19 protein-coding genes are annotated in these 21,475 nt (G+C 72.4%); 6 read left to right on the top strand and 13 right to left on the bottom strand.

Features of this window, described 5'->3' with window-relative positions:
* Nucleotides 1–75 precede the first annotated feature (75 nt).
* Nucleotides 76–1,515 (top strand): regulator, encoded by a 1,440-nt coding sequence (locus ACFY16_RS05850; RefSeq protein WP_390645810.1) that lies wholly within the window; start codon nt 76–78, stop codon nt 1,513–1,515.
* Nucleotides 1,516–1,585: 70 nt separating this feature from the next.
* Here the strand turns inward: ACFY16_RS05850 and ACFY16_RS05845 are convergent, their stop codons facing one another.
* Both ACFY16_RS05845 and ACFY16_RS05840 read right to left on the bottom strand, forming a co-directional pair.
* The gene (locus ACFY16_RS05845) at nt 1,586–2,983 is read right to left on the bottom strand and encodes an NAD(P)/FAD-dependent oxidoreductase (RefSeq protein WP_390645809.1); all 1,398 of its coding nucleotides are present in this window, start codon (nt 2,981–2,983) and stop codon (nt 1,586–1,588) included.
* A 161-nt stretch (nt 2,984–3,144) separates the two neighbouring features.
* Nucleotides 3,145–4,038 carry a TIGR01777 family oxidoreductase gene (locus tag ACFY16_RS05840; RefSeq protein WP_390645808.1) on the bottom strand — a complete coding sequence of 298 codons (894 nt, stop codon included), beginning with the start codon at nt 4,036–4,038 and terminating at the stop codon, nt 3,145–3,147.
* 73 nt (nt 4,039–4,111) lie between these two features.
* On the opposite strand from ACFY16_RS05840, the gene ACFY16_RS05835 reads away from it, so the two are divergent.
* Nucleotides 4,112–4,600: a GNAT family N-acetyltransferase gene (locus ACFY16_RS05835; RefSeq protein ID WP_390645807.1), complete on the top strand. Its 489-nt coding sequence runs from the start codon at nt 4,112–4,114 to the stop codon at nt 4,598–4,600.
* 37 nt (nt 4,601–4,637) lie between these two features.
* Here the strand turns inward: ACFY16_RS05835 and ACFY16_RS05830 are convergent, their stop codons facing one another.
* Entirely contained in the window at nt 4,638–5,822 is a 1,185-nt protein-coding gene (locus tag ACFY16_RS05830; RefSeq protein WP_390645806.1) for a MarP family serine protease, read from the bottom strand.
* Nucleotides 5,823–6,087: 265 nt separating this feature from the next.
* Between ACFY16_RS05830 and ACFY16_RS05825 the strand changes: the two genes are divergently transcribed.
* Nucleotides 6,088–6,882, top strand: coding sequence for a peptidoglycan recognition protein (locus ACFY16_RS05825; RefSeq protein ID WP_390645805.1), 795 nt, complete (start codon nt 6,088–6,090; stop codon nt 6,880–6,882).
* Nucleotides 6,883–6,955: 73 nt separating this feature from the next.
* A complete protein-coding gene (locus tag ACFY16_RS05820; RefSeq protein ID WP_390645804.1) occupies nt 6,956–7,201 on the top strand; it encodes a hypothetical protein in 246 nt (81 codons plus the stop codon).
* 3 nt (nt 7,202–7,204) lie between these two features.
* Here ACFY16_RS05820 and ACFY16_RS05815 read toward each other — a convergent pair whose 3' ends face one another.
* The 7 genes from ACFY16_RS05815 to ACFY16_RS05785 form a co-directional block, all read right to left on the bottom strand.
* Nucleotides 7,205–7,723 carry a DUF4240 domain-containing protein gene (locus tag ACFY16_RS05815; RefSeq protein WP_390646102.1) on the bottom strand — a complete coding sequence of 173 codons (519 nt, stop codon included), beginning with the start codon at nt 7,721–7,723 and terminating at the stop codon, nt 7,205–7,207.
* A 56-nt stretch (nt 7,724–7,779) separates the two neighbouring features.
* Nucleotides 7,780–8,754 carry a helix-turn-helix transcriptional regulator gene (locus ACFY16_RS05810; protein WP_390645803.1) on the bottom strand — a complete coding sequence of 325 codons (975 nt, stop codon included), beginning with the start codon at nt 8,752–8,754 and terminating at the stop codon, nt 7,780–7,782.
* Between the two features lie 78 nt (nt 8,755–8,832).
* Nucleotides 8,833–11,535 (bottom strand): pyruvate dehydrogenase (acetyl-transferring), homodimeric type, encoded by a 2,703-nt coding sequence (gene aceE, locus ACFY16_RS05805; RefSeq protein ID WP_390645802.1) that lies wholly within the window; start codon nt 11,533–11,535, stop codon nt 8,833–8,835.
* A gap of 267 nt (nt 11,536–11,802) precedes the next feature.
* Nucleotides 11,803–12,426 carry a GntR family transcriptional regulator gene (locus ACFY16_RS05800; RefSeq protein WP_390645801.1) on the bottom strand — a complete coding sequence of 208 codons (624 nt, stop codon included), beginning with the start codon at nt 12,424–12,426 and terminating at the stop codon, nt 11,803–11,805.
* Between the two features lie 294 nt (nt 12,427–12,720).
* Nucleotides 12,721–14,499 (bottom strand): 2-oxoglutarate dehydrogenase, E2 component, dihydrolipoamide succinyltransferase, encoded by a 1,779-nt coding sequence (sucB, locus tag ACFY16_RS05795; RefSeq protein ID WP_390645800.1) that lies wholly within the window; start codon nt 14,497–14,499, stop codon nt 12,721–12,723.
* 59 nt (nt 14,500–14,558) lie between these two features.
* Nucleotides 14,559–15,947, bottom strand: coding sequence for a dihydrolipoyl dehydrogenase (lpdA, locus tag ACFY16_RS05790; protein ID WP_390645799.1), 1,389 nt, complete (start codon nt 15,945–15,947; stop codon nt 14,559–14,561).
* A 304-nt stretch (nt 15,948–16,251) separates the two neighbouring features.
* Nucleotides 16,252–17,778, bottom strand: a complete 1,527-nt coding sequence (locus ACFY16_RS05785; protein ID WP_390645798.1) for a leucyl aminopeptidase — start codon at nt 17,776–17,778, stop codon at nt 16,252–16,254.
* Nucleotides 17,779–18,085: 307 nt separating this feature from the next.
* On the opposite strand from ACFY16_RS05785, the gene ACFY16_RS05780 reads away from it, so the two are divergent.
* Entirely contained in the window at nt 18,086–18,412 is a 327-nt protein-coding gene (locus ACFY16_RS05780; RefSeq protein ID WP_390645797.1) for an endo alpha-1,4 polygalactosaminidase, read from the top strand.
* Here the strand turns inward: ACFY16_RS05780 and ACFY16_RS05775 are convergent.
* Both ACFY16_RS05775 and ACFY16_RS05770 read right to left on the bottom strand, forming a co-directional pair.
* The gene (locus tag ACFY16_RS05775; RefSeq protein ID WP_390645796.1) at nt 18,372–18,983 is read right to left on the bottom strand and encodes an RDD family protein; all 612 of its coding nucleotides are present in this window, start codon (nt 18,981–18,983) and stop codon (nt 18,372–18,374) included. The genes ACFY16_RS05780 and ACFY16_RS05775 overlap by 41 nt on opposite strands.
* A gap of 40 nt (nt 18,984–19,023) precedes the next feature.
* Nucleotides 19,024–19,812 (bottom strand): adenosylcobinamide-GDP ribazoletransferase, encoded by a 789-nt coding sequence (locus tag ACFY16_RS05770; RefSeq protein ID WP_390645795.1) that lies wholly within the window; start codon nt 19,810–19,812, stop codon nt 19,024–19,026.
* Nucleotides 19,813–19,872: 60 nt separating this feature from the next.
* Here ACFY16_RS05770 and ACFY16_RS05765 point away from each other — a divergent pair, with 60 nt between their 5' ends.
* Nucleotides 19,873–20,649 carry a hypothetical protein gene (locus ACFY16_RS05765; protein ID WP_390645794.1) on the top strand — a complete coding sequence of 259 codons (777 nt, stop codon included), beginning with the start codon at nt 19,873–19,875 and terminating at the stop codon, nt 20,647–20,649.
* 52 nt (nt 20,650–20,701) lie between these two features.
* Here the strand turns inward: ACFY16_RS05765 and ACFY16_RS05760 are convergent, their stop codons facing one another.
* Nucleotides 20,702–21,454 carry a hypothetical protein gene (locus ACFY16_RS05760; RefSeq protein WP_390645793.1) on the bottom strand — a complete coding sequence of 251 codons (753 nt, stop codon included), beginning with the start codon at nt 21,452–21,454 and terminating at the stop codon, nt 20,702–20,704.
* Nucleotides 21,455–21,475: the final 21 nt, after the last annotated feature.

Genomic DNA, 21,475 nt, shown 5'->3' with positions numbered 1-21,475 from the left:
ATATGGGCTGCTCACAGGCAATCCGGGCACCGCAGGGCCTTAGCGAGGCCCGAAAGGCAGGAGACCGCACCGCAGATGACGGACCGACCCGCGCAGCGCACTCCCAACCGCCAGCTCGCCGCGCTCATCGCAGAAGCGGGGTTCTCCAACGCAGGTCTCGCCCGTCGCGTGGACCAGCTCGGTCTCGAGCACGGGCTCGACCTGAGATACGACAAGACGTCCGTGACGCGATGGCTGCGCGGCCAGCAGCCCCGAGGCACCACACCCGCGCTGATCGCCGAGGTCTTCACGCGCCGCCTCGGGCGCCGGTTCTCGGCCCAGGACCTCGGCCTGGACGCCTGCGCCCCCGTGTACGCGGGCCTGGAGTTCGCCGGTACCCCTGAGGAGGCCATCGACATCGTCAGCGGGCTGTGGCGCAAGGACTCCGGCAGCCACGCCGAGCTCCGCAAGATCGCGTTCACCCCGGCGGGGCTCGTCGTGCCCAGCCGGGACTGGCTGATCGGCCGGGCCGACGAGAAGGTCGCCCGCAGCGAACCGCCCGCCCGGGTGCCCGCCCAGGGCCGCGCCGCCGTACCCCGCCAGCGCGGCCAGTCCGAACGCGGCCCCGGGCAGCGTGTCACCGGTGGCGACATCGCCGCGCTGCACTCGGTCGGCGAACTGTTCCGCACCCTCGACGACGCCTACGGCGGCGGCCACGCCCGCCAGGCCCTCGTGCGCTACCTGGAACACGAGTGCGAGCCGATGCTGCGCGGCACCTACGGCGAGCAGACCGGCCGCCGCCTGTTCGCCGCGGCCGCCGACCTGACCCGGCTGGCCGGCTGGACGTCGTACGACATCGCCGCGCACGGACTCGCCCAGCGCTACTTCGTGCAGGCGCTGCGGCTGGCGCAGGCGGCCGGCGACCGGGCGTACGGCTCGTACGTCCTGGTCACCATGAGCCGCCAGGCCGTGTACCTCGCGCACGGACGCGAGGCCGTGCAGCTCGCGCGTGTGGCCCAGCAGGGCGTCGGCACCAGCGCCCCGCCGGTCGTGCAGGCACTGCTGCACTCGGTCGAGGCCCGCGCGCACGGGGTGCTGGGCGAGGTGCGCGCCTGTACCGCCTCGCTCGTCCGGGCCGAGCGCGCCCTGGAGGCGGCCCGGGCCGGGGACGAGGTGCCGTACTGGGCCCGCTTCTTCGACGAGGCGCAGCTTGCCGACGAGTTCGGGCACTGTCACCGGGACCTGCAGCAGTTCCGGGCCGCCGCCCAGCACGCCGAGCGCTCCCTGCAACTGCGCGCCCCCTCCTTCGCCCGCAGCCGCGTGTTCTGCCGGCTCGTGCTCGCCTCCGCCCGGCTCGGCCTGGGCGAACTCGACCAGGCCTGCCAGCTCGGCGCCGAGGCGGCCGGGCAGGCGGCGGAGATGCGGTCGGTGCGGGCGATCGAGTACGTCAGGGACTTCGAGCGAAGGCTGGAACCGTACAAGGACGCGGCGCCGGTACGCGGGTACCGGGACAAGGTGGCCGCCGCCCTGGGGTGAAGGGCGGGCGGCCGACTCGGGCCCGGGCACGGCCGCCCCGGCTCGGTCCAGGGGTGGGTGGTCGGCCCGCTCAGGCCGCCGATCGCAGTTGCTCCGCCGCGTGCATCGACCCGGCCGCCCCCAGGTCCGCCAGGATCGCCGCCGAGGCCCGTCGGCCCGAGTGCAGTGCCCCCTGCACCGTGCTGGTGTCCCGATGGTCGCCGCACACGTACAGGCCCGCCAGCAGCCGCACCGGCCGCCGCAGGTCGTGCGGCGGCCGCATCGCGGGCACGGCCTCGGCGGTGTGGTGCACGGTGAGGGTCTCCCAGCGCGCGGTCGAGGCGCCGTACAACCGGGCCAGGTGCGTCCGTACGGCGGTGTCGAGGTCGGCCGGGGGCATGCCCAGCACCGTGGACGACACCAGCGCCCGGCCCTCGGGCGCACGGCTGGGGTCGACCAGGCTGACCACGGCGGTGTGCGCGACAGGGCCGCCGCGGTCGGCGTCCAGCAGCAGGGCCGCGCCGGTCTCCGGCGGCTCGTCCGTGGCGTGGTGGACGACCGTCACGGGGTGGAAGTCCGGCACGCGCAGCCCGGGCAGCAGCTCGGCGGCGCCGCGCGCGTCGGTGGCCACCAGGACGGCACGGCAGCGGAACTCCCCGTGCTCCGCCGTGGTCACCGAGTTCGTGGCGACCGACGTGACCCGCACGCCGGTGTGCACCGTGCCCAGCGGCAGTGTCCGCGCCAGCAGCTCGGGCAGCACGTCGGCCCCGCCCTCCGGCAGACACAGCCGACCGGACGCGAAGGAGCGCAGCGCGAGGTCCGCGCACCGGCTGGAGGTGGTGAGGTCCGGGTCGCACAGCAGGGCGGCGAGCAGCGGGCGCAGGAAGCCGTCGATCGTCCGGGCGGGCACGCCGCGGGCGGCGAGGGCGAGGGCCGCCGGCGCCTCGGGGCGGGACAGCAGCCGTTCGACCGGGGTGTGCGCGATACGGGTGAGCGCGGCGCCCAGGCGGGCCTGGTCGACGGCGGTGCCCAGCGGGGCGCCCGTGCGGGCCCGGGGCACGGACGACGGGCGCGGGGTGCCGTTCCGGGGCCGCGGTAGGGGCAGCGACCGGGGGGCGGGCCTTGGGCCGCTCGCGAGGGCGCGTACGGCGTGGAGTGCGCCCCTTGCGCCCCCTCCGCCCGCCGGGGCGCCCGCACGGCGCCGGCGGCCGTCGCTGTGCAGCAGGACCCCCGGCGCGAAGGGGCGCAGCACGAGCGCGTCGAGCCCCGGGGTCCGGCCCAGTTCGGGATACGACGTGGACAGCAGTTGTCCGATCCGGTCCAGCCGGAAGCCGTCGACCTTCTCGGTCGACATGCGGCCGCCCACGCAAGGGGCGGCCTCCAGGACTGCGGTCGTGACTCCTGCACTGGTCAGCCGATGCGCCGCCGTGAGTCCGGCGACCCCGGCTCCCACGACGACGACATCTGCCTGGAACGTGGGCTCAAGCACGTGCCCCTCCTCGAGGTTGCGCGGCCGGTGGAGACGTCATGCCCCCAACGGGCGTCCGGGATGCCCGAGTTCGGATCGAGGGTAGGGCCGTGACCGGTCAAGGACAGTCGCGCATGAACAGGGCACGGTCGCACGGCGGTCGCATATGGTCGAGGCGGCTGTCACGCCGCCCGGATCGCGTCCTCGATGCCCGGAAACGCAAACGCGAACCCCGACTCCAGCAGCCGCTTCGGCACCACCCGTTGGCTGCCCAGCACGTCCCCCGCCATCTCCCCGAGCACCGTCCGCAGCACCGGCTCCGGCACCGCGAAGAGCGCCGGCCGGCGCAGCACGCGCCCCATCGCCGCCGTGATCTCACGGTTCGTCAGCGGCTGCGGGGCGGTCAGGTTGAACGGCCCCGAAAGGTCGTCGCGTTCGATGAGATGCCGGATCGCGGCGACCTCGTCGTGCAGCGAGATGTACGACCAGTACTGCCGCCCGTCGCCCATCCGCCCCCCGAGCCCGGCCTTGAACAGCGGGAACAGCCGCCCCCAGGCCCCGCCCGCGCGCGCCACCACCAGCCCGGTCCGCGGGAACACCGTCCGTACGCCCGCCTCCCGCGCGGGCGCCGCGGCCGCCTCCCACTCCACACACAGCTCGGGCAGGAAGCCGTGCCCGGTCGGCGCGTCCTCGTCGACGACCCGCTCCCCGGTCTCCCCGTAGATGCCGATCGCGCTGCCGTTGACGAACACCCGCGGCGGCCGGTCCAGCGCGGCCACTGTCTCCGCGAGCGCCGCCGTACCGAGCACCCGGCTGTCGTGGATCTTCTTCTTGTACGCCTCCGTCCAGCGCCGGTCACCCACCCCGGCCCCCGCCAGATTGACCACGGCGTCGCACCCGGCGAGCCCGGCCAGGTCCACGTACCGCCCCGCGGGGTCCCAGCAGACCTCGTCCGCGCCATGGGCCGCACGGCGCACCAGGCGCACCACCTCGTGTCCGTCCGCGGTCAGGGACCGCACCAGAGCACTGCCGATGAGACCGGACGCACCGGCCACCGCGATTCGCGTACGTTCCATGGTAACTATCCTGACTGGTGACCCCCTGAAACCCCATCCGGTTGCTCTTCGTCTTTGTCTTAGGGTGACTTCCATGCCGGAGCCGCACATACGCCACGCCACGTTCGACGACGAGGAGCCGCTGGGCCGGCTCGACCGCGCCACCTGGTCGTACCTGCACGCGGTCACCCCGCCGCCACGACAGCCCTACGAGCCGTTCTTCACGGAGCGCACCGGCCCCCGGGACCACCTGGTCGCCGAACTCGACGGCCTGCTCGTCGGCTACGTCCGCCTCGGCTTCCCCACCCTGCTCGCCTCGAACGCGCACGTCCGCCAGATCCGCGGCCTCGCCGTCGCGGCGGAGGCCCGCGGCAAGGGCGTCGGCCGGGCGCTGCTGCGCGCCGCCGTCGAGGAGGCCCGCCACCAGGGCGCCCGCCGCATCAGCCTGCGCGTCCTGGGCCACAACACCGCTGCCCGGGCGCTGTACGCGTCCGAGGGGTTCGTCGTCGAGGGCGTACAGCCCGAGGAGTTCTTCCTGGACGGGGAGTACGTCGACGACGTGCTGATGGGGCGTCCGTTGTGACGCTCACGAAGCCGCCCCTCGTCGCTCCTTCGGGGGACTACGAAGTGATCAGGTCGCCCGTGTCCACCGGCGCCGTCGCGCTCGACGCGCGCTCGGCGTCGGAGGAGACCTCGGCCACCGTCAGGACGTAGCCGGTCTGGTCGTCCGAGGTGGAGCGGGCGAAGACGACGCCGTACACGCGGCCGTCGGTGGTCAGCAGCGGGCCGCCGGAGTTGCCCGGGCGGACGGTCGAGCGGATCGAGTAGATCTCGCGAGTGACGGTGGCGTCGTTGTAGATGTTCCGGCCGGTCGCCTTCACCCGGTTGGCGACCGTCGCCGCCTGCAGGTTCAGGTCGCCGTCCTGGGGATAGCCCGCGACCACCGCCTGGTCGCCGCGCGCGGCACTGTCGTCGAAGCGCAGCACGGGGGCGCGCAGGCCGGGCACGTACAGCACTGCCACGTCCTTGTCCGGGTCGAAGAGCACGACCCGCGCCTCGTACGACTGCCCGACACCACCGACGCGCACGTCAGGGCGGTCGATGCCGGCCACCACGTGTGCGTTGGTCATCACGTGCTCCGAGGCGTACACGAAGCCGCTGCCCTCGCGGCCCTGGTCGCCGGAGACGCCCTCGATCTTCACCGTGCTCAGCTTGGCGGCGTTGGTCGCGCTCGCCGTGACGCTGTCGCCGGAGGGCTCGGCGACCTCGGCGGTCGACTCGTTCTCGAACGGGTTGAAGACCTGCGGGAAACCCGCCTGGGTGAGCGCGGACGTGGCGTTCGAGAACCACGCCGGGGTGGTGTCCGGCATCGCCTTCTGCACGGTCCCGAGCAGCGTGGAGTCGCGGATCGCCGTCGTCACCAGCGGGGACGAGGACGCGCCCAGGACGCTCGCGGCCACCCACGCCACGATCAGCACGGCGACCGCGTTGGCCGCGGCCCCGCCGACCCCGTCCGCCACCCGCAGCGGCCCCCGGTCCAGCTCGCGCCGCAGCTTCAGCGCCAGCCGCCCCGCCAGCTCATGGCCCACCGCCGCCGGCACCAGCACCGTCAGCACGGCCGTCACCGTCGCCGCCGTCGTCCCCGGTGTCACCAGGTTCATCACCCACGGCAGGATCCACACGCCGACCACCGCACCGCCCACGAACCCGGCGAGCGACACGCAGCCGGCCACCAGCCCGCGCCGGTAACCGGACCCGGCGTAGGCCAGGATCACCAGCAACAGCACGATGTCGAGCAGGTCCACGGAGCCGCCTTTCTCTCGGACCCTCAGGGGGCGTCTCCTAGTACGCGCGGGACGGTCCCAGTGATCAGCCACACGCGCGTGGCCGATCGGAAGCGGCCACGCGTGCGTGTACCCAGAAAAACGTCGCGGACCGGGACGATGGTTCCGCCGGGTGGCACAGCACACATCGCGGGCGGTGCGGTTCGCACCGACAGTGGGACCCATGCGTTTCTTCCGACCGGGCCTCCGAAGAACACGAGGGGCACGCAAACGGCGTCCGCCGCGAGTGCCGAGCCTCGTGCTGGTTCTGCTGGCCTGTCTGCCCGGATTCACCGCCGTCATCGCGCTGGCGCTGTGCGCGGGCGGCGTGGACAGCGCGGCGACGGCCGCCCTGGCCGCCAGGCCGGGGCGGCTGCCCCTGTCCCAGCGTCCCGCCGGCCGGCACCTGGCGGACAAACCGCGCATCGTGCCACGTTCGGCCTGGATGGACACCGCCGCACCGCATCCGCAGCCGCCCCCGCGCTACGACGACAAGGTCCTCGCGGTCTTCGTCCACCACACCGACTCGCCCAACGGCTACGCCTGCGCCGACGCCCCCCGCATCATCCGCCACCTCTACGAGGGGCAGACGGGCGCCCGCCAGTGGGACGACATCGGCTACAACTTCCTCGTCGACCGCTGCGGCACGATCTACGAGGGCCGGGCGGGCGGCGTCGACCGCCCCGTGACCGGCGCCCACACCCAGGGCTTCAACCACCGCAGCACCGGCATCGCCGCCATCGGCACCTTCACGGCCGGGGCCACCGTTCCCAAGGCGATGACCGCCGCGATCGCGGCGGTGGCCGCCTGGAAACTGGGCCTCGCCGACATCGATCCGCGCGCCACCGTGCGCCTGATCTCCAGCAACAGCCTCAGCCGCTACGCCGCCGGCCGCACCGCCACGCTCCCCGCGCTGGCGGGCCACAACGACGGCTACCCGACCAACTGCCCGGGCGCGGCCCTCAGCGCCCGGCTCCCGGACATCAGGCAGACGGCCGCCCGGCTGCAGGGCAGGACGTCGACGTCCACAGGAACGCCATAGGCGGCACGCAGGGTCCGCAGATCCCGGCCCCCTACGGTCATGGACACACAAGCCGACTGGAGGTGGGGATCTCATGAGCAGCAGTCGTACGAACAGCCGTCGCACGGAAACCACGGAGCGGACGGCCGGGTGGGCCAGGGCGGCGCGCAGCCCCTGGGCGGTGGTCTGCGCCGTCGCGACCGTCGTCCTGGGCCCGGCCGCGGTGACCGCGTCCGCCCTCGACCAGGCCAACCAGGCGCCGCTCCACCACGTGGTGAAGGCCGAGCAGACGAAGGCGTACATCCCGTCGGACGCGGGCCGCCGCCGTCCGTCCGGGTGAACCTCAGTCCCTGAACCGGTCCCACAGCTTGGGGTACCGCTCCGCGAGCGCGCTCTCGCTCTCGAAGTCGATCGGCGTGCCCTCGGGCTCCGCCGGCGCGGGCGGGATGCCCAGGTCCGGGGCGACGGTGCCGGTGAGCTGTTCGTAGGCCTCGTCGGCCGCGTAGCCGAGCTCCTCGCCGTCGCCGTCGATCTCCTCGTCGAAGTCGTCCAGCAGGTCGGCCATCGAGTCCGGGTCGTGCATCGCGCCCTCGAAGACGTCCCGGCCCTGGCCGATCAGCCAGCACCGGAAGAAGTCGAAGGCGTCGTCGCTGGCCCCGTCGAGCAGCACCCAGGCGGCGCCCCACAGGTCCCAGGTGTAGGCGCGGTGGTAGCGGGACTCGAAGTGACGGGCGAAGTCGAGGACCGACTCCGGGTCCAGTTGGAGCAGCCGGTCCATGAGCAGGTCGGCCTGCTCCTCGGGGTCGCCGTCGGCGGCCTCGCGGGCGGTGTCCACGAGCTCCCAGAACTCCATCTCGTCCATCACGGGTCCAGCATCGTGCCTGGCGCGGAGGGACGCACGTGGAGTGCGGCGGATTGTTATGGGCGGTACAGCCCGGCGAGCCGCGCCGCGTCCCGCGCGAACCGCTCCCGCAGACCCTCGGGCGCCAGCACCTCGACCTCCGGCCCGAGCCCCGTGAGCTGCGTGTGCGCGATCTCCTCGGACTCCACCGGCAGGGTCACCGTCACCCAGCCGTCGCCGTCGGGAGCGCCGGCCGACGCCAGTGCCTCCCGCGCTGACCGGGCACCGACGGCGTACGGCAACCTGCGCACCCCGTCCCCGGACAGCCGCACCACGACCTCGGCCCGCAGGATCGACCGCGCGAACTGCTCGGCCCGCTCCTCCCAGAAGCCGGGCAGATCGAATCCCTCGTCCCGGGTGAAGCACTCCTCGTCGGCGGCCACCGCCGTGAACCGCTCGATCCGGTACACCCGGAAGGTCCCGTCGCCCGCCACCCGCGCGCACAGGTACCAGACACCTGCCTTGAGCACGAGCCCGTACGGCTCCAGCTCCCGTTCGACTTCCCGCTCCCCGCGCCGGTAGCGCGCGGTGATCCGCCGGTCGTCCCACATCGCGTCCGCCACGGCCGGCAGCAGCTCCGGCGTCCGGGGCTCCACGAACCAGTTGGGCGCGTCCAGATGGAACCGCTGTGCCGCCGTACGGGAAGCGTCGCGCAGGGAGGGCAGCAGCGCCGCCGAGACCTTCAGCCGGGCCGCCGAGGCCGCGTCCTCCAGCCCCATCTCCCGCAGCGCCCCCGGCACGCCGCTCAGGAACAGCGCCTCGGCCTCACCGCGGGCCAGCCCGGTCAGCCGCGTCCGGTACCCGCCGACCAGCCGGTACCCCCCGGCCCGCCCCCGCTCCGCGTACACCGGCACTCCCGCCTCCGACAGCGCCTGCGCGTCCCGCGTGACGGTCCGCTCCGACACCTCCAGTTCCCCGGCGAGTTCGGCGGCGGTCATGGAGGGCCGGGACTGGAGCAGCAGCACCATCTTGATGAGCCGGGCAGCACGCATACGGTCATGATGCCGGGCCCCACTGACAGTGAAGGGGTACGGCGGTCGGTCGCCGTACCCCTTCACTGAGACCCGGTGTTACAGGCCGTACTTGTCCCGCGCTTCCTTCACCGCGGTCGCCTTGACCTCACCGCGCCGGGCGAGCTGGGCCAGGGCCGCGACGACGACCGACTGGGCGTCGACGCCGAAGTGGCGGCGAGCCGCCTCGCGGGTGTCGGAGAGGCCGAAGCCGTCGGCGCCCAGGGACGAGTAGTCCTGCTCGACCCACTGCGCGATCTGGTCCGGGACCTGGCGCATGTAGTCGGAGACCGCGAGCACCGGGCCCTCGGCGCCGTGCAGCGCCTGGCGGACGTAGGGGACCCGCTCGTCGCCGCGCAGCAGGGCCGCGTCGGCCTCCAGCGCGTCGCGCCGCAGCTCGGTCCAGGACGTCGCGGACCACACGTCCGCCGCCACGCCCCACTCCTCGGCGAGCAGCTTCTGGGCTTCGAGCACCCAGTGGATCGCGGTGCCGGAACCCAGCAGCTGGATGCGCGGGGCGTTGGCCACCGGCGCAAGCCCGGCCGACTCCGCCGTGTTGAAGCGGTACAGGCCCTTGACGATGCCCTCGTCGATACCGAGGCCGGACGGCTTGGCCGGCTGCGGCATCGGCTCGTTGTAGACCGTGAGGTAGTAGAAGACGTTCGGGTCCTCACCCGGGGCCGCCTCGCCGTACATGCGGCGCAGACCGTCCTTGACGATCGTCGCGATCTCGTACGCGAAGGCCGGGTCGTACGTCAGCGCCGCCGGGTTGGTCGCGGCGATGACGGGGGAGTGGCCGTCCGCGTGCTGCAGGCCCTCGCCGGTCAGGGTGGTACGGCCGGCCGTGGCGCCGACGAGGAAGCCGCGGCCGAGCTGGTCGCCGAGCTGCCACATCTGGTCGGCCGTGCGCTGCCAGCCGAACATCGAGTAGAAGATGTAGAACGGGATCATCGCTTCGCCGTGCGTGGCGTACGCGGTGGACGCGGCGATGAAGTCGGCCATCGAACCGGCCTCGGTGATCCCCTCGTTGAGGATCTGGCCGTTCTTGGCCTCCTTGTAGTACATCAGCTGGTCGCGGTCGACCGGCTCGTACGTCTGGCCCTTGGGCGAGTAGATGCCGAGCGACGGGAAGAGCGACTCCATGCCGAAGGTGCGCGCCTCGTCCGGGACGATCGGCACCCAGCGCTTGCCCGTCTCCTTGTCGCGGACCAGGTCCTTGATCAGGCGGACGAAGGCCATGGTGGTGGCGACGTTCTGGGAGCCGGAGCCCTTGTCGAAGGACGCGAACGCCTTCTCCGCGGGGGTCGGCAGCGGGGCGAGGGCGTGCGTACGGCGGGCCGGGGCCGGGCCGCCGAGGGCCGCGCGGCGCTCCTGGAGGTAACGGACCTCGGGGGAGTCGGCGCCCGGGTGGCCGTAGGGGACCACGCCGTCGGCGAACTGCGCGTCGGAGATCGGCAGCTCCAGCAGGTCACGCATCGTCTTGAACTCGTCCACCGAAAGCTTCTTCATCTGGTGGTTGGCGTTCTTCGACGCGAAGCCCTCGCCCAGCGTGTGGCCCTTGACCGTCTGCGCCAGGATGACGGTCGGCGCGCCCTTGTGCTCGACGGCCGCCTTGTACGCGGCGTAGACCTTGCGCGCCTCGTGACCGCCGCGGGAGAGGTGGAAACACTCGAGGATCTTGTCGTCGCTCAGCAGCTTCGCCATCTCGGCGAGTGCCGGGTCCTTGCCGAAGAAGTCCTCGCGGATGTAGGCGGCGCCACGGGTCTGGTACGTCTGCACCTGGGCGTCCGGTACCTCGCGCAGCCGGCGTACGAGCGCGCCGGTGGTGTCGAGCTGGAACAGCTCGTCCCAGGCGGTACCCCACAGCGTCTTGATGACGTTCCAGCCGGCGCCACGGAACTGGGCCTCCAGCTCCTGCACGATCTTGAAGTTGGCGCGGACCGGGCCGTCGAGGCGCTGCAGGTTGCAGTTGATGACGAAGGTCAGGTTGTCGAGACCCTCGCGGGAGGCGAGCGCGAGTGCCGCCGTCGACTCCGGCTCGTCCATCTCGCCGTCACCGAGGAAGGCCCAGACGTGGGACGCGGAGACGTCCTTGATGCCGCGGTTGGTCAGGTAGCGGTTGAAGCGCGCCTGGTAGATCGCGGAGAGCGGGCCGAGGCCCATCGACACCGTCGGGAACTCCCACAGCCAGGGCAGACGCCGCGGGTGCGGGTAGGAGGGCAGGCCGTTGCCGCCGGCCTCCTGACGGAAGTTGTCGAGGTGGTGCTCGCTGAGCCGTCCGTCGAGGAAGGCGCGGGCGTAGATGCCGGGGGAGGCGTGGCCCTGGATGTAGAGCTGGTCGCCCGAGCCGTCGGCCTCCTTGCCCTTGAAGAAGTGGTTGAAGCCGGTCTCGTACAGCCAGGCCGCGGAGGCGAAGGTGGCGATGTGGCCGCCGACGCCGTGTTTCGCGCCGCGGGTCACCATGGCCGCCGCGTTCCAGCGGTTCCAGGCGGTGATCCGGCGCTCCATCTCCGGGTCACCGGGCGCGGACGGCTCGGCGGCGGTCGGGATGGTGTTGACGTAGTCCGTCTCGAGGAGCTTGGGCAGCGCGATGCCGTTGCCCTCCGCACGCTCCAGCGTCCGGCGCATCAGGTACGCCGCGCGGTGCGGCCCGGCCGCCTTGGCGACCGCGTCCAGTGAGGCCTGCCATTCGGCGGTCTCCTCCGGGTCCCGGTCCGGGAGCTGGTCGAGCGCGCTCGGCTGGATGGCGTTGGGGTCGGTCATTTCGCCGCCTTCCTCAGTCGAAGGGGGTTCCCTATGAGGTGTTTCGGGGGTGCCCTTGGTCTTTGGCAGGACAGGGCATGGGCTCTGGTGGGAGCCCGTCGGAGACTGTAACTCCCTGATCGATGATCGATCAAAGGGTTGAGGGGCAAAACCTCTCGATTACGAGAAAGTCGGCACGGGGTGCCTGCGACACAGGCACCCCGTGCCGACTTTTTCGGGGGTTTCTCACAGGGTTTCCGCAGGTGAGCGGGTACATGCTCGGCTGTGTCACGCGCGCGGCGCGCACCCCAGGACGTGAGCCTTCACCAGCTCCGCGATCCGCGGATCCCGGCGCCGGAACGCCTGCACCAGCTCCTCGTGCTCCTCGGCGTACGACTGCTGCACCGTCCCCAGCCAGCGGATCGACAGCGCGGTGAACACCTCGATGCCGAGCCCCTCCCAGGTGTGCAGCAGCACCGAGTTGCCGGCCGCCCGGACCAACTCCCGGTGGAAGCCCACCGTGTGCCGTACCTGGGCCGTGCCGTCCGCCTTGCGGTCGGCCTCGTACAGCGCGGCGACATGCGGCTCCAGGGCCGAGCAGTCCTCCGCCAGCCGCTCCGCCGCGAGCTCCGCCGCGATGGCCTCCAGACCGGCCCGGACGGGGTAGCTCTCCTCGAGGTCGGCCGCGGTCAGGTTCCGCACCCGTACGCCCTTGTTCGGCGCCGACTCGATCAGCCGCAGAGACTCCAGCTCGCGCAGCGCCTCCCGCACCGGCGTCTGGCTGACCTCCAGCTCGGTCGCGATCCGCCGCTCCACGATCCGCTCGCCCGGCTGCCAGCGCCCGCTGACGATCCCCTCCACGATGTGCTCGCGGATCTGTTCGCGCAGCGAGTGGACGACGGGCGCGGTCATGAGAGCTCCTTTAGGGAGGGGCCTAGAGTCCAATGCAGTGGCCCGAAGGGCCTCGTTGAGGGGTGGCGGCCGGGCGGCGGGCGGGACCCCGGGGGCGTTTGACGTTTAGACAATAAGGCCGCGGGCGCCTCCCGGAGGGGCGCATGGGGGCGCTTTCGCGCAGGTGAGACGAGACTTACACGCTCCCGACAGGGCGTGACCGCCGGCCTCCGCCCGCGCGGCGGTCGATGGAAACGCCGGTGCCCCCGGCCGGAAGACTCCGGGTCGGGGGCACCGTACGACTGCTCCTGCGGACTACAGCCCGAGCTCGACCTCGAACTCGCCGGCCTCCAGGATCGCCTTGACCGCGGTCAGGTAACGCGCGGCGTCGGCGCCGTCCACCAGACGGTGGTCGTAGGACAGGGTCAGGTACGTCATGTCGCGGACGCCGATGACCGTGCCCTCCTCCGTCTCGATGACGGCCGGACGCTTGACCGTGGCACCGAGGCCGAGGATCGCGACCTGGTTCGGCGGCACGATGATCGTGTCGAAGAGCGCGCCGCGCGAGCCGGTGTTGCTGATGGTGAAGGTCGCGCCGGACAGCTCGTCCGGCGTGATCTTGTTCGCCCGGACCTTGCCCGCCAGCTCGGCGGTGGCCTTGGCGATGCCGGCGATGTTCAGGTCGCCCGCGTGCTTGATGACCGGGGTCATCAGGCCCTTCTCGGAGTCCACCGCGATACCGATGTTCTCGGTGTCGAAGTAGGTGATGGTGCCCTCGTCCACGTTGATCCGGGCGTTGACGGCCGGGTGGGCCTTCAGCGCCTGGGCCGCCGCCTTCACGAAGAACGGCATCGGGGAGAGCTTGACGCCCTCGCGCGCGGCGAAGGAGTCCTTGGCCTGTGCGCGCAGGCGCATCAGGCGGGTGACGTCGACCTCGACCACCGAGGACAGCTGGGCCTGCTCGTGCAGCGCCTTGACCATGTTGTCGCCGATGACCTTGCGGATGCGCGGCATCTTGACGGTCTGGCCGCGCAGCGGGGAGACCTCGAGCGCGGGGGCCTTCTTGGCGGCCGGAGCGGCAGCGGCCGGAGCCGGAGCGGCAGCGGCGGCCTTCGCGGCCTCGGCGGCGGCGATGACGTCCTGCTTGCGGATACGACCGCCGACGCCGGTGCCCTTGACGGCGGCCAGGTCGACGCCGTTCTCGGCGGCGAGCTTGCGCACCAGCGGGGTCACGTAGGCACCCTCGTCGGTGGCCTGCGCGGCGACGGGCGCCGGAGCGGCCGGGGCCGGAGTGACCGGAGCCGGAGCGGGGGCGGCCGGCGCGGGGGCCGGGGCAGCCGGCGCCGGGGCGGCGGCGACCGGGGCGGGCGCGGGGGCCGCAGCGGCGGGCGCCGGGGCCGCGGGGGCGGCCGGGGCGGGAGCCGGAGCGGCGGCCGGGGCCGGGGCAGCCGGTGCCTCAGCCACGGCCGGGGTGGCGCCGGCCGCGCCGATGACGGCGAGCTTGGCGCCGACCTCGGCGGTCTCGTCCTCGCCGACCGTGATCTCGAGCAGCACACCGGAGACGGGCGCCGGGATCTCGGTGTCGACCTTGTCGGTCGAGACCTCGAGCAGCGGCTCGTCCTCCGCGACCTCCTCGCCGACCTCCTTCAGCCAGCGGGTGACGGTGCCCTCGGTGACGGACTCGCCGAGCGCGGGCAGGACCACGTCCGTGCCGGTGGCGCCACCGGCCGGAGCGGCCGGGGCGGCAGCGGGGGCGGGGGCAGGGGCCGGGGCCTCGGCGACGGGCGCCGGGGCGGGCGCGGCAACCGGGGCAGCGGGGGCCTCAGCCACAGGCGGGCCGGCGACAGCCGCCCCGGTGCCGTCGTCGATGACGGCCAGCTCGGCGCCGACCTCGACGGTCTCGTCCTCGGCGACCTTGATGGAGGCCAGGACACCGGCGGCGGGCGAGGGGATCTCGGTGTCGACCTTGTCGGTCGAGACCTCGAGCAGCGGCTCGTCGGCCTCGACGCGCTCACCCTCGGCCTTCAGCCAGCGGGTGACAGTGCCCTCGGTGACGCTCTCACCGAGCGCCGGAAGGGTTACGGAAACCGCCATGGTTTCGGTTGCTCCTTACGAATTGCGGAAGTCTGTGTCGTCGCGTGGGTGACCGAGGGTCAGTCGTGCGAGTGGAGCGGCTTGCCGGCCAGGGCCAGGTGGGCCTCGCCGAGTGCCTCGTTCTGCGTCGGGTGGGCGTGGACGAGCTGGGCGACCTCGGCCGGCAGCGCCTCCCAGTTGTAGATCAGCTGGGCCTCACCGACCTGCTCGCCCATACGGTCGCCGACCATGTGGACGCCGACCACGGCACCGTCCTTGACCTGGACGAGCTTGATCTCGCCCGAGGTGTTCAGGATCTTGCTCTTGCCGTTGCCCGCCAGGTTGTACTTCAGAGCGACGACCTTGTCCGCGCCGTAGATCTCCTTGGCCTTGGCCTCGGTGATACCCACGGAGGCGACCTCGGGGTGGCAGTACGTCACCCGGGGGACACCGTCGTAGTCGATCGGGACGACCTTCTGGCCGGCCAGACGCTCCGCAACCAGCATGCCCTCGGCGAAGCCGACGTGCGCGAGCTGGAGCGTCGGGACCAGGTCGCCGACGGCGGAGATGGTCGGCACGTTGGTGCGCATGTACTCGTCGACCAGGACGTAGCCGCGGTCCATCGCGACGCCCTGCTCCTCGTAGCCGAGACCGGCGGAGACGGGGCCGCGGCCGACGGCCACGAGCAGCACCTCGGCCTCGAACTCCTTGCCGTCGGCGAGGGTGACCTTGACACCGTTCGCGGTGTACTCGGCCTTCGAGAAGAAGGTGCCCAGGTTGAACTTGATGCCGCGCTTGCGGAACGCGCGCTCAAGAAGCTTGGAGGAGTTCTCGTCCTCGACCGGGACGAGGTGCTTCAGGCCCTCGATGACCGTGACGTCCGAGCCGAAGGACTTCCACGCGGAGGCGAACTCGACGCCGATGACGCCGCCGCCCAGGATGATCGCGGACTGCGGCACGCGGTCCAGGACGAGGGCGTGGTCGGAGGAGATGATGCGGTTGCCGTCGATCTCCAGGCCCGGCAGCGACTTCGGCACGGAACCGGTCGCCAGGAGGACGTGGCGGCCCTGGATCCGCTGACCGTTCACGTCGACGGAGGTCGGGGAGGACAGACGGCCCTCACCCTCGATGTACGTCACCTTGCGGGAGGCGATGAGCCCCTGCAGACCCTTGTACAGGCCGGAGATGACGCCGTCCTTGTACTTGTGGACGGCCGGGACGTCGATGCCCTCGAAGGTGGCCTTGACACCGAACTGCTCGCTCTCGCGGGCCTGGTCGGCGATCTCGCCCGCGTGCAGCAGGGCCTTGGTGGGGATGCAACCCCGGTGCAGGCAGGTACCGCCGACCTTGTCCTTCTCGATCAGGGCGACGTCCAGGCCCAGCTGGGCCCCGCGCAGGGCCGCGGCGTAACCACCGCTACCACCGCCGAGGATCACTAGGTCGAAAACGGTGCTGGCGTCGTTCGCCACGTCACGTCCTCCATGCATGTGCGCCACGCCGGTCTCCAGTGACCGGTCGGCGGCTGGTGTCCGGCCGCTCTTTTTCGGCCCTTCGGTGGGGGCCCTGTCCTGCCGAGCCCCATCTTCGCACTTGTAAGAGGCGGACGAGACGCGGGGCCGGTGTGTGAGACGTCCCACGTTCAGTCGCAACGAGGAGCCGCCGGTCCCACGAAAGGGGCGCGGGACTGTGCCGATCTGCGGCTCCGCCGCGTGGGCGCGACCAGGCAAGGGGTCGACCCGAGTGATCAGGCGCACAGTCCCGCGCCCACAGGAACTAACCGAGATCGCCCGCGGCGGTCAGTTCGGCGAGACGCACCAGCGTCCGCACCGCCGTACCCGTACCGCCCTTCGGCGTGTAACCGAACGGCCCGCCCTCGTTGAAAGCCGGACCGGCGATGTCGAGGTGCGCCCAGGTGACGCCCTCGCCGACGAACTCGCGCAGGAAGAGACCGGCGACCAGGCCGCCGCCCATCCGCTCGCCCATGTTCGCGATGTCGGCGGTGGGGGAGTCCATGCCCTTGCGCAGGTGCTCCGGCAGCGGCATCGGCCACGCCGGCTCGCCGACCTCCTCGGCGGCCTCGTGCACCGCGGAGCGGAACGCGTCGTCGTTCGCCATGATCCCGAAGGTGCGGCTGCCCAGCGCCAGCATCATCGCGCCGGTCAGGGTCGCCACGTCCACCACGGCGTCGGGCTTCTCCTGGGAGGCGGCCCACAGCGCGTCCGCGAGGACCAGACGGCCCTCGGCGTCGGTGTTGAGCACCTCGACGGTCTTGCCGCTGTACATGCGCAGCACATCACCCGGACGGGTCGCGGAGCCCGAGGGCATGTTCTCCGCCAGCGCCAGCCAGCCGGTGACGTTCACCTCGAGTCCGAGCCGCGCGGCGGCGACCACCGCGGCGAACACCGCGGCCGCACCGCTCATGTCGCACTTCATCGTCTCGTTGTGACCGGCCGGCTTCAGCGAGATGCCGCCCGAGTCGTAGGTGATGCCCTTGCCGACGAAGGCGAGGTGCTTGTCCGCCTTCGACGAGGTGTACGACAGCTTCACCAGGCGGGGACCGGAGGCCGAGCCCCGGCCGACGCCGAGGATGCCGCCGTAGCCGCCCTTCTCCAGGGCCTTCTCGTCGAGCACCTGCACCTTGATGCCGTGCTCCTTGGCCGCGGCCTGCGCGATGGCGGCGAACGCCGCCGGGTCGAGGTCGTTCGGCGGCATGTTGATCAGGTCGCGGGCGCGGTTGAGCTCCTGGGCGACGGCCGTGGCGCGCTCGACCGCGGCCTTGTGCTCCTTGTCGCGGGGCTTGCCGCCGAGCAGCGAGGCCTCGGCGAGCGGGGCCTTGCCGGCCCGCGCCTTGGCGTCCTTGCCGTTGTCCTTGTAGGTGTCGAAGGAGTACGCGCCGAGCAGCACGCCCTCGGCGACCGCGCCGATGTCGGCGGCGTCGGTGAGCGGCAGCGCGAAGGCGGCCTTCTTGGCCCCGGTGAGGGTACGGGCGGCCACGCCGGCGGCCTTGCGCAGCGCCTCGGCGTCGTAGGAGGAGTCCTTCTCGGGCTCCGCGCCCAGCCCCACCGCCACCACGAGGGGTGCCTTGAAGCCCGTCGGAGCGGGCAGCTTCGTCAGCTCGCCCTCGGCACCGGAGGCGCCGAGGGTCTCGAGGACGCCGGCGAGCCTGCCGTCGTAGGCCTGGTCCACGGCCTCGGCGCCCGGTGCGACGACCGGACCCTTCGGGCCCTTCGCGACACCGATCACGATGGCGTCGGCCCGCAGACCGGGCGCCGCGGCGGTGCTGAGAGTGAGAGCAGTCACGGTGGTGAAATCTCGCTTCCGATGTGAAGTTTCTGTGGTCGAGTTGTGTGGGTCGACCGAGCCCGACTGCCGACCCTAGATCCGGCCGGCGGGAGCGGTCTCCACCGGGCCCCCTCACCGGTGCGGCGAACCGGTGCGGACACCTGGGAGGAGCCTACGCGCGTACGGGCTTCCGCTCATTCCTGCGGGCGTTCACCCGTCGGTGGCGTCCTGGTCACTTCCCGATCCTCGCACTCCATGGCCCGAGGCACGCCCATCGGGTTCCGATGAGCGTGCCTCGGCGCCGGGCGAGCCGGCGGTCGTCCTGATGGCGGCCCGCTTCGACAGGTGCCGCGACAAGGGCTTCGACGCGGTCGAGCCCGACAGCGTGGACGGCTGCCGCGACCGCGCCGGCTTCCCGCTCGAGGCCGCCGACGGGCTCCGCTGCGACCGCCTCGACCGCGACCGCCTCATCGCTCAACCGGCCCACGAGCGTGGTATGTCGGCCGGGCCTGAAGAACGACCTCGACCAAGTCATCGACCTGGTCGAGGACTTCGGCTTCGCGGTCGACAACCGTGCGCCGAGTCCGTGAGCCTGAGGCTGAGTTCGCCGCTCAGGAAGTACGAACCGGGGGCGTGGCGCCGCCCCTGCTGAGCCCGAACCCGGTCACCGTCGTGCCGGCCACCCGGTCGGCGAGGGAGCGGCGGCTGGGGGAGAGGACCGGCAGGGCGTTGAGGAAGAAGACGGCGACGGCCACCGCCCACACCGTCACCGACAGCAGGAAGTGGCCTTCGACGAGCAGGACGCAGGCGACGGCGTACACGGCGACATCGGCCGCGGTGGTCACGGCCGCCCGCATCGCGGCCCGGCGCGGAGGGAAGGGAGCGACCTTCAGGCCGAGCAGACCCTTGCCGAGGGTGCGGCCGACGAGCGCGAGGGAGCCCCACTGGTAGAGGAACGTGACGACGACCAGCAGCCCGAAGGCCTCCTCGACGTACAGCACCGCCTTGTTCCACAGCGACAGCCCGAAGTGTTCCGAGGCGCCGATGACGTCGCCGCGCGAGGTCAGCAGGTCGAACCCGCTGCGCGTGGCGAGCTCCGGCACGTCGGTGACGAGACCGGACATCCGGTGGAAGGTGAGCACCGCGAGCACCGAGGCCCCCGCGAGCACCAGCGCGAAGTCGATGAACCAGGCCATGGCACGGCGCAGCTTCGGCACGGACATCCCCCGATCACGATCACCTGTCCGTGTAAGGCGGAACAGGTTAGCGGCCGAGCGACTGGATCACGAACACGGCCGTCGCGGCCGTCTCCGCGAGGGCGCCGAACACGTCACCGGTGACCCCGCCGAAGCGGCGGGTGCAGCGGCGCAGCAGGAGTTCGGCGGCGGCGACGGCGGCGAGGACGGAGAAGGCCGTGCGGACGACCTCGTACGTCCCGAAGGGCGCGCCCCCCGTACCGGCGGCGAGGACGACGACGGCCACCGCCCCCACCGCTCCCCGCACCGGAACCACCCCGGCGACCGCGGCGCCCAGCCCTTCCGGCCGGGCGGCCGGTACCCCGCCGCGGGCGGCGAGCGTCAGCACCAGCCGTGCGGCGGTCGCCGCGACGACGGCGGCGAGGGCGCCGCGTGCCCAGGAGTCGCCGTACGCCTGTGCCAGCGCGGCCACCTGGGCGAGCAGCACGAGGAGGAGCGTGATCACCCCGAACGGTCCGATGTCCGACTGCTTCATGATCCGCAGCGCGTCCTCCGCGGGCTTGCCGCTGCCCAGCCCGTCGGCGGTGTCGGCCAGTCCGTCGAGATGCAGCCCGCGGGTGAGTACGGCGGGTACGGCGACGGTGGCGACGGCGGCGAGCAGCGGGCCGGCGCCGAGGAACAGCAGGAGCGCACCGAGTGCGGCGGCGCAGACACCGACCACCAGACCGGCCAGCGGAGCGCACAACATGCCGCCGCGCGCGGCCTCCCGGTCCCATCGGGTCACCCGCACCGGGAGCACGGTCAGGGTGCCGAACGCGAAACGGAGGCCGTCCGGCCAGGCGGGGGTCTTGGGCACCGGCGCAGATTACCCGGCGGTGCGGGGAGTGCCCACGGCAGCCGTGGATAAAGTGCCTATATGGGACATTGGTTGCACCGGAACATCATCGAACCGGGCAAGCTTCCGCTGCTCCTCGCCCTCACGTCCTTCGTCGTCACCTTCGTGGCCACCCGGGTCATCACCCGCATGATCAGAGCCGGCAAGGGGCCCTTCGGCAACGTCAAGGCCGGCGGAATGCACATCCACCACGTGGTGCCCGGTGTCGTGCTCACCGTCATCGGCGGCTTCGGGGCGGTCGCCAGCGGCCGGAACGGCTTCGGCTCGGTCCTGTTCGCCGTTTTCTTCGGTGTCGGCGCGGGCCTCGTCCTGGACGAGTTCGCGCTCATCCTGCACCTCGACGACGTCTACTGGACCGAGGAGGGGCGCAAGAGCGTGGAGGTCGTGGTGGTCACGGCGGCCCTGGTCGGCCTGGTCCTCGCCGGCTTCGTCCCGTTCGGCGTCAACGACCTCTCCCAGGAGGAAATCCAGGACCGCGGTGGCGTCATCGTGACCGTCGCCACGAGCTTCCTCTTCTCCCTCGTCGCGCTGAGCAAGGGCAAGGCGCGGACCGCGCTCTTCGGTGTGATCGTCCCCGTTGTCGCCCTGGTCGGAGCGATCCGTCTGGCCCGCCCAGGATCCCCCTGGGCCAAGCGCTTCTACCGCCGCCGCCCGCGCGCCCGAGCCAGATCCCGCCTGCGCGCCTACCGCCACGACCGTCGCTGGGCGGGCCCCCGCCGTGCCCTCGAGGACTGGATCGGCGGCAAGCCCGATCCCCTGCCGACCCGACTTCCCGGCCCGGGCCCCGGCGGTCGGTGAGGGTGTCGTGGGGTGGATGCACGGTCCGGTGCGGTGCGGCTGGGCGGGTTTCTCAGGGCGGGTCGGGCAGCGGGCCCGAGCCGACGCCGGTGCCGGACCGTTTCGCCGGGTCCGGGTCCGGGCCCGGCGGTCTGTCCAGCCCCGGTCCGCGACCCCGTGGGCGGTGTCGTCGTGCCGAGGCACCGCACAGCAGCACCATCGCCGCGATCGCCGCCAGGTGCTCCTTGCCGGCCAGGTTCTCCTTCAGGAGCACCTCGACGATCATCGCGAGGGTCACCGCACCCGCGGTCGCGTACGCGCCGTAGCGCCAGCCGAGGAAGATCGCCAGCCCCACCACCGCCGCCGACGGCCCGGTGTCCACGACGTGGGCGTCCGAGACGGGCAGGCCCAGGGGGTGGTCGGGGCCGAGCCGGATGCCCAGGCGGGCGTAGAGCGTTCCGGCGAGGGTGGCGGCGTACGCGATGACCAGGGTCCGGGACCAGCCCAGACAGATCTCCGCGATCCCGAACACGACCAGGAGCTGCGCGAGCGCGCCCCACATCGGCAGGTCGAGCGCCGGAACGAACAGCGACAGGGGCGTACGCAGCAGGGCCGGCCAGAGCGGGTCCTCGGCCCGCACGGCACCGATGTTCTGCACGAACCGGTAACCCCATGACTGGTTCTGCACGACCTGGGTGACGGTGGTCAGGCACACCGCCCCGATGCTCATCGGGATCGCCCGCCAGCGCCGCTTCAGCAGTGGCTCCCGCACCGTGACGTACAGCAGTCCCCATTCGGCGCGGGCCCAGCGGGCGAGCCTGTTCATCCGGTGTTCCTCATCCCCGTG

Source organism: Streptomyces sp. NPDC001315 (assembly GCF_042896175.1).
In the GTDB taxonomy this organism is placed as follows: Bacteria; Actinomycetota; Actinomycetes; order Streptomycetales; family Streptomycetaceae; genus Streptomyces.
Note: the sequence above shows the minus strand (reverse complement) of the source record. Positions and strands in the feature narration are given on the sequence as shown.

Coding starts and splice junctions, on each gene's coding strand:
- ACFY16_RS05850 (WP_390645810.1), top strand. CDS start 76: ATGACGGACCGACCCGCGCAGCGCACTCCCAACCGCCAGCTCGCCGCG.
- ACFY16_RS05840 (WP_390645808.1), bottom strand. CDS start 4,038: ATGGAACGTACGCGAATCGCGGTGGCCGGTGCGTCCGGTCTCATCGGC.
- ACFY16_RS05835 (WP_390645807.1), top strand. CDS start 4,112: ATGCCGGAGCCGCACATACGCCACGCCACGTTCGACGACGAGGAGCCG.
- ACFY16_RS05820 (WP_390645804.1), top strand. CDS start 6,956: ATGAGCAGCAGTCGTACGAACAGCCGTCGCACGGAAACCACGGAGCGG.
- ACFY16_RS05815 (WP_390646102.1), bottom strand. CDS start 7,723: ATGGACGAGATGGAGTTCTGGGAGCTCGTGGACACCGCCCGCGAGGCC.
- ACFY16_RS05810 (WP_390645803.1), bottom strand. CDS start 8,754: ATGCGTGCTGCCCGGCTCATCAAGATGGTGCTGCTGCTCCAGTCCCGG.
- aceE (WP_390645802.1), bottom strand. CDS start 11,535: ATGACCGACCCCAACGCCATCCAGCCGAGCGCGCTCGACCAGCTCCCG.
- ACFY16_RS05800 (WP_390645801.1), bottom strand. CDS start 12,426: ATGACCGCGCCCGTCGTCCACTCGCTGCGCGAACAGATCCGCGAGCAC.
- sucB (WP_390645800.1), bottom strand. CDS start 14,499: ATGGCGGTTTCCGTAACCCTTCCGGCGCTCGGTGAGAGCGTCACCGAG.
- ACFY16_RS05780 (WP_390645797.1), top strand. CDS start 18,086: ATGGCGGCCCGCTTCGACAGGTGCCGCGACAAGGGCTTCGACGCGGTC.
- ACFY16_RS05775 (WP_390645796.1), bottom strand. CDS start 18,983: ATGTCCGTGCCGAAGCTGCGCCGTGCCATGGCCTGGTTCATCGACTTC.
- ACFY16_RS05765 (WP_390645794.1), top strand. CDS start 19,873: ATGGGACATTGGTTGCACCGGAACATCATCGAACCGGGCAAGCTTCCG.
- ACFY16_RS05760 (WP_390645793.1), bottom strand. CDS start 21,454: ATGAACAGGCTCGCCCGCTGGGCCCGCGCCGAATGGGGACTGCTGTAC.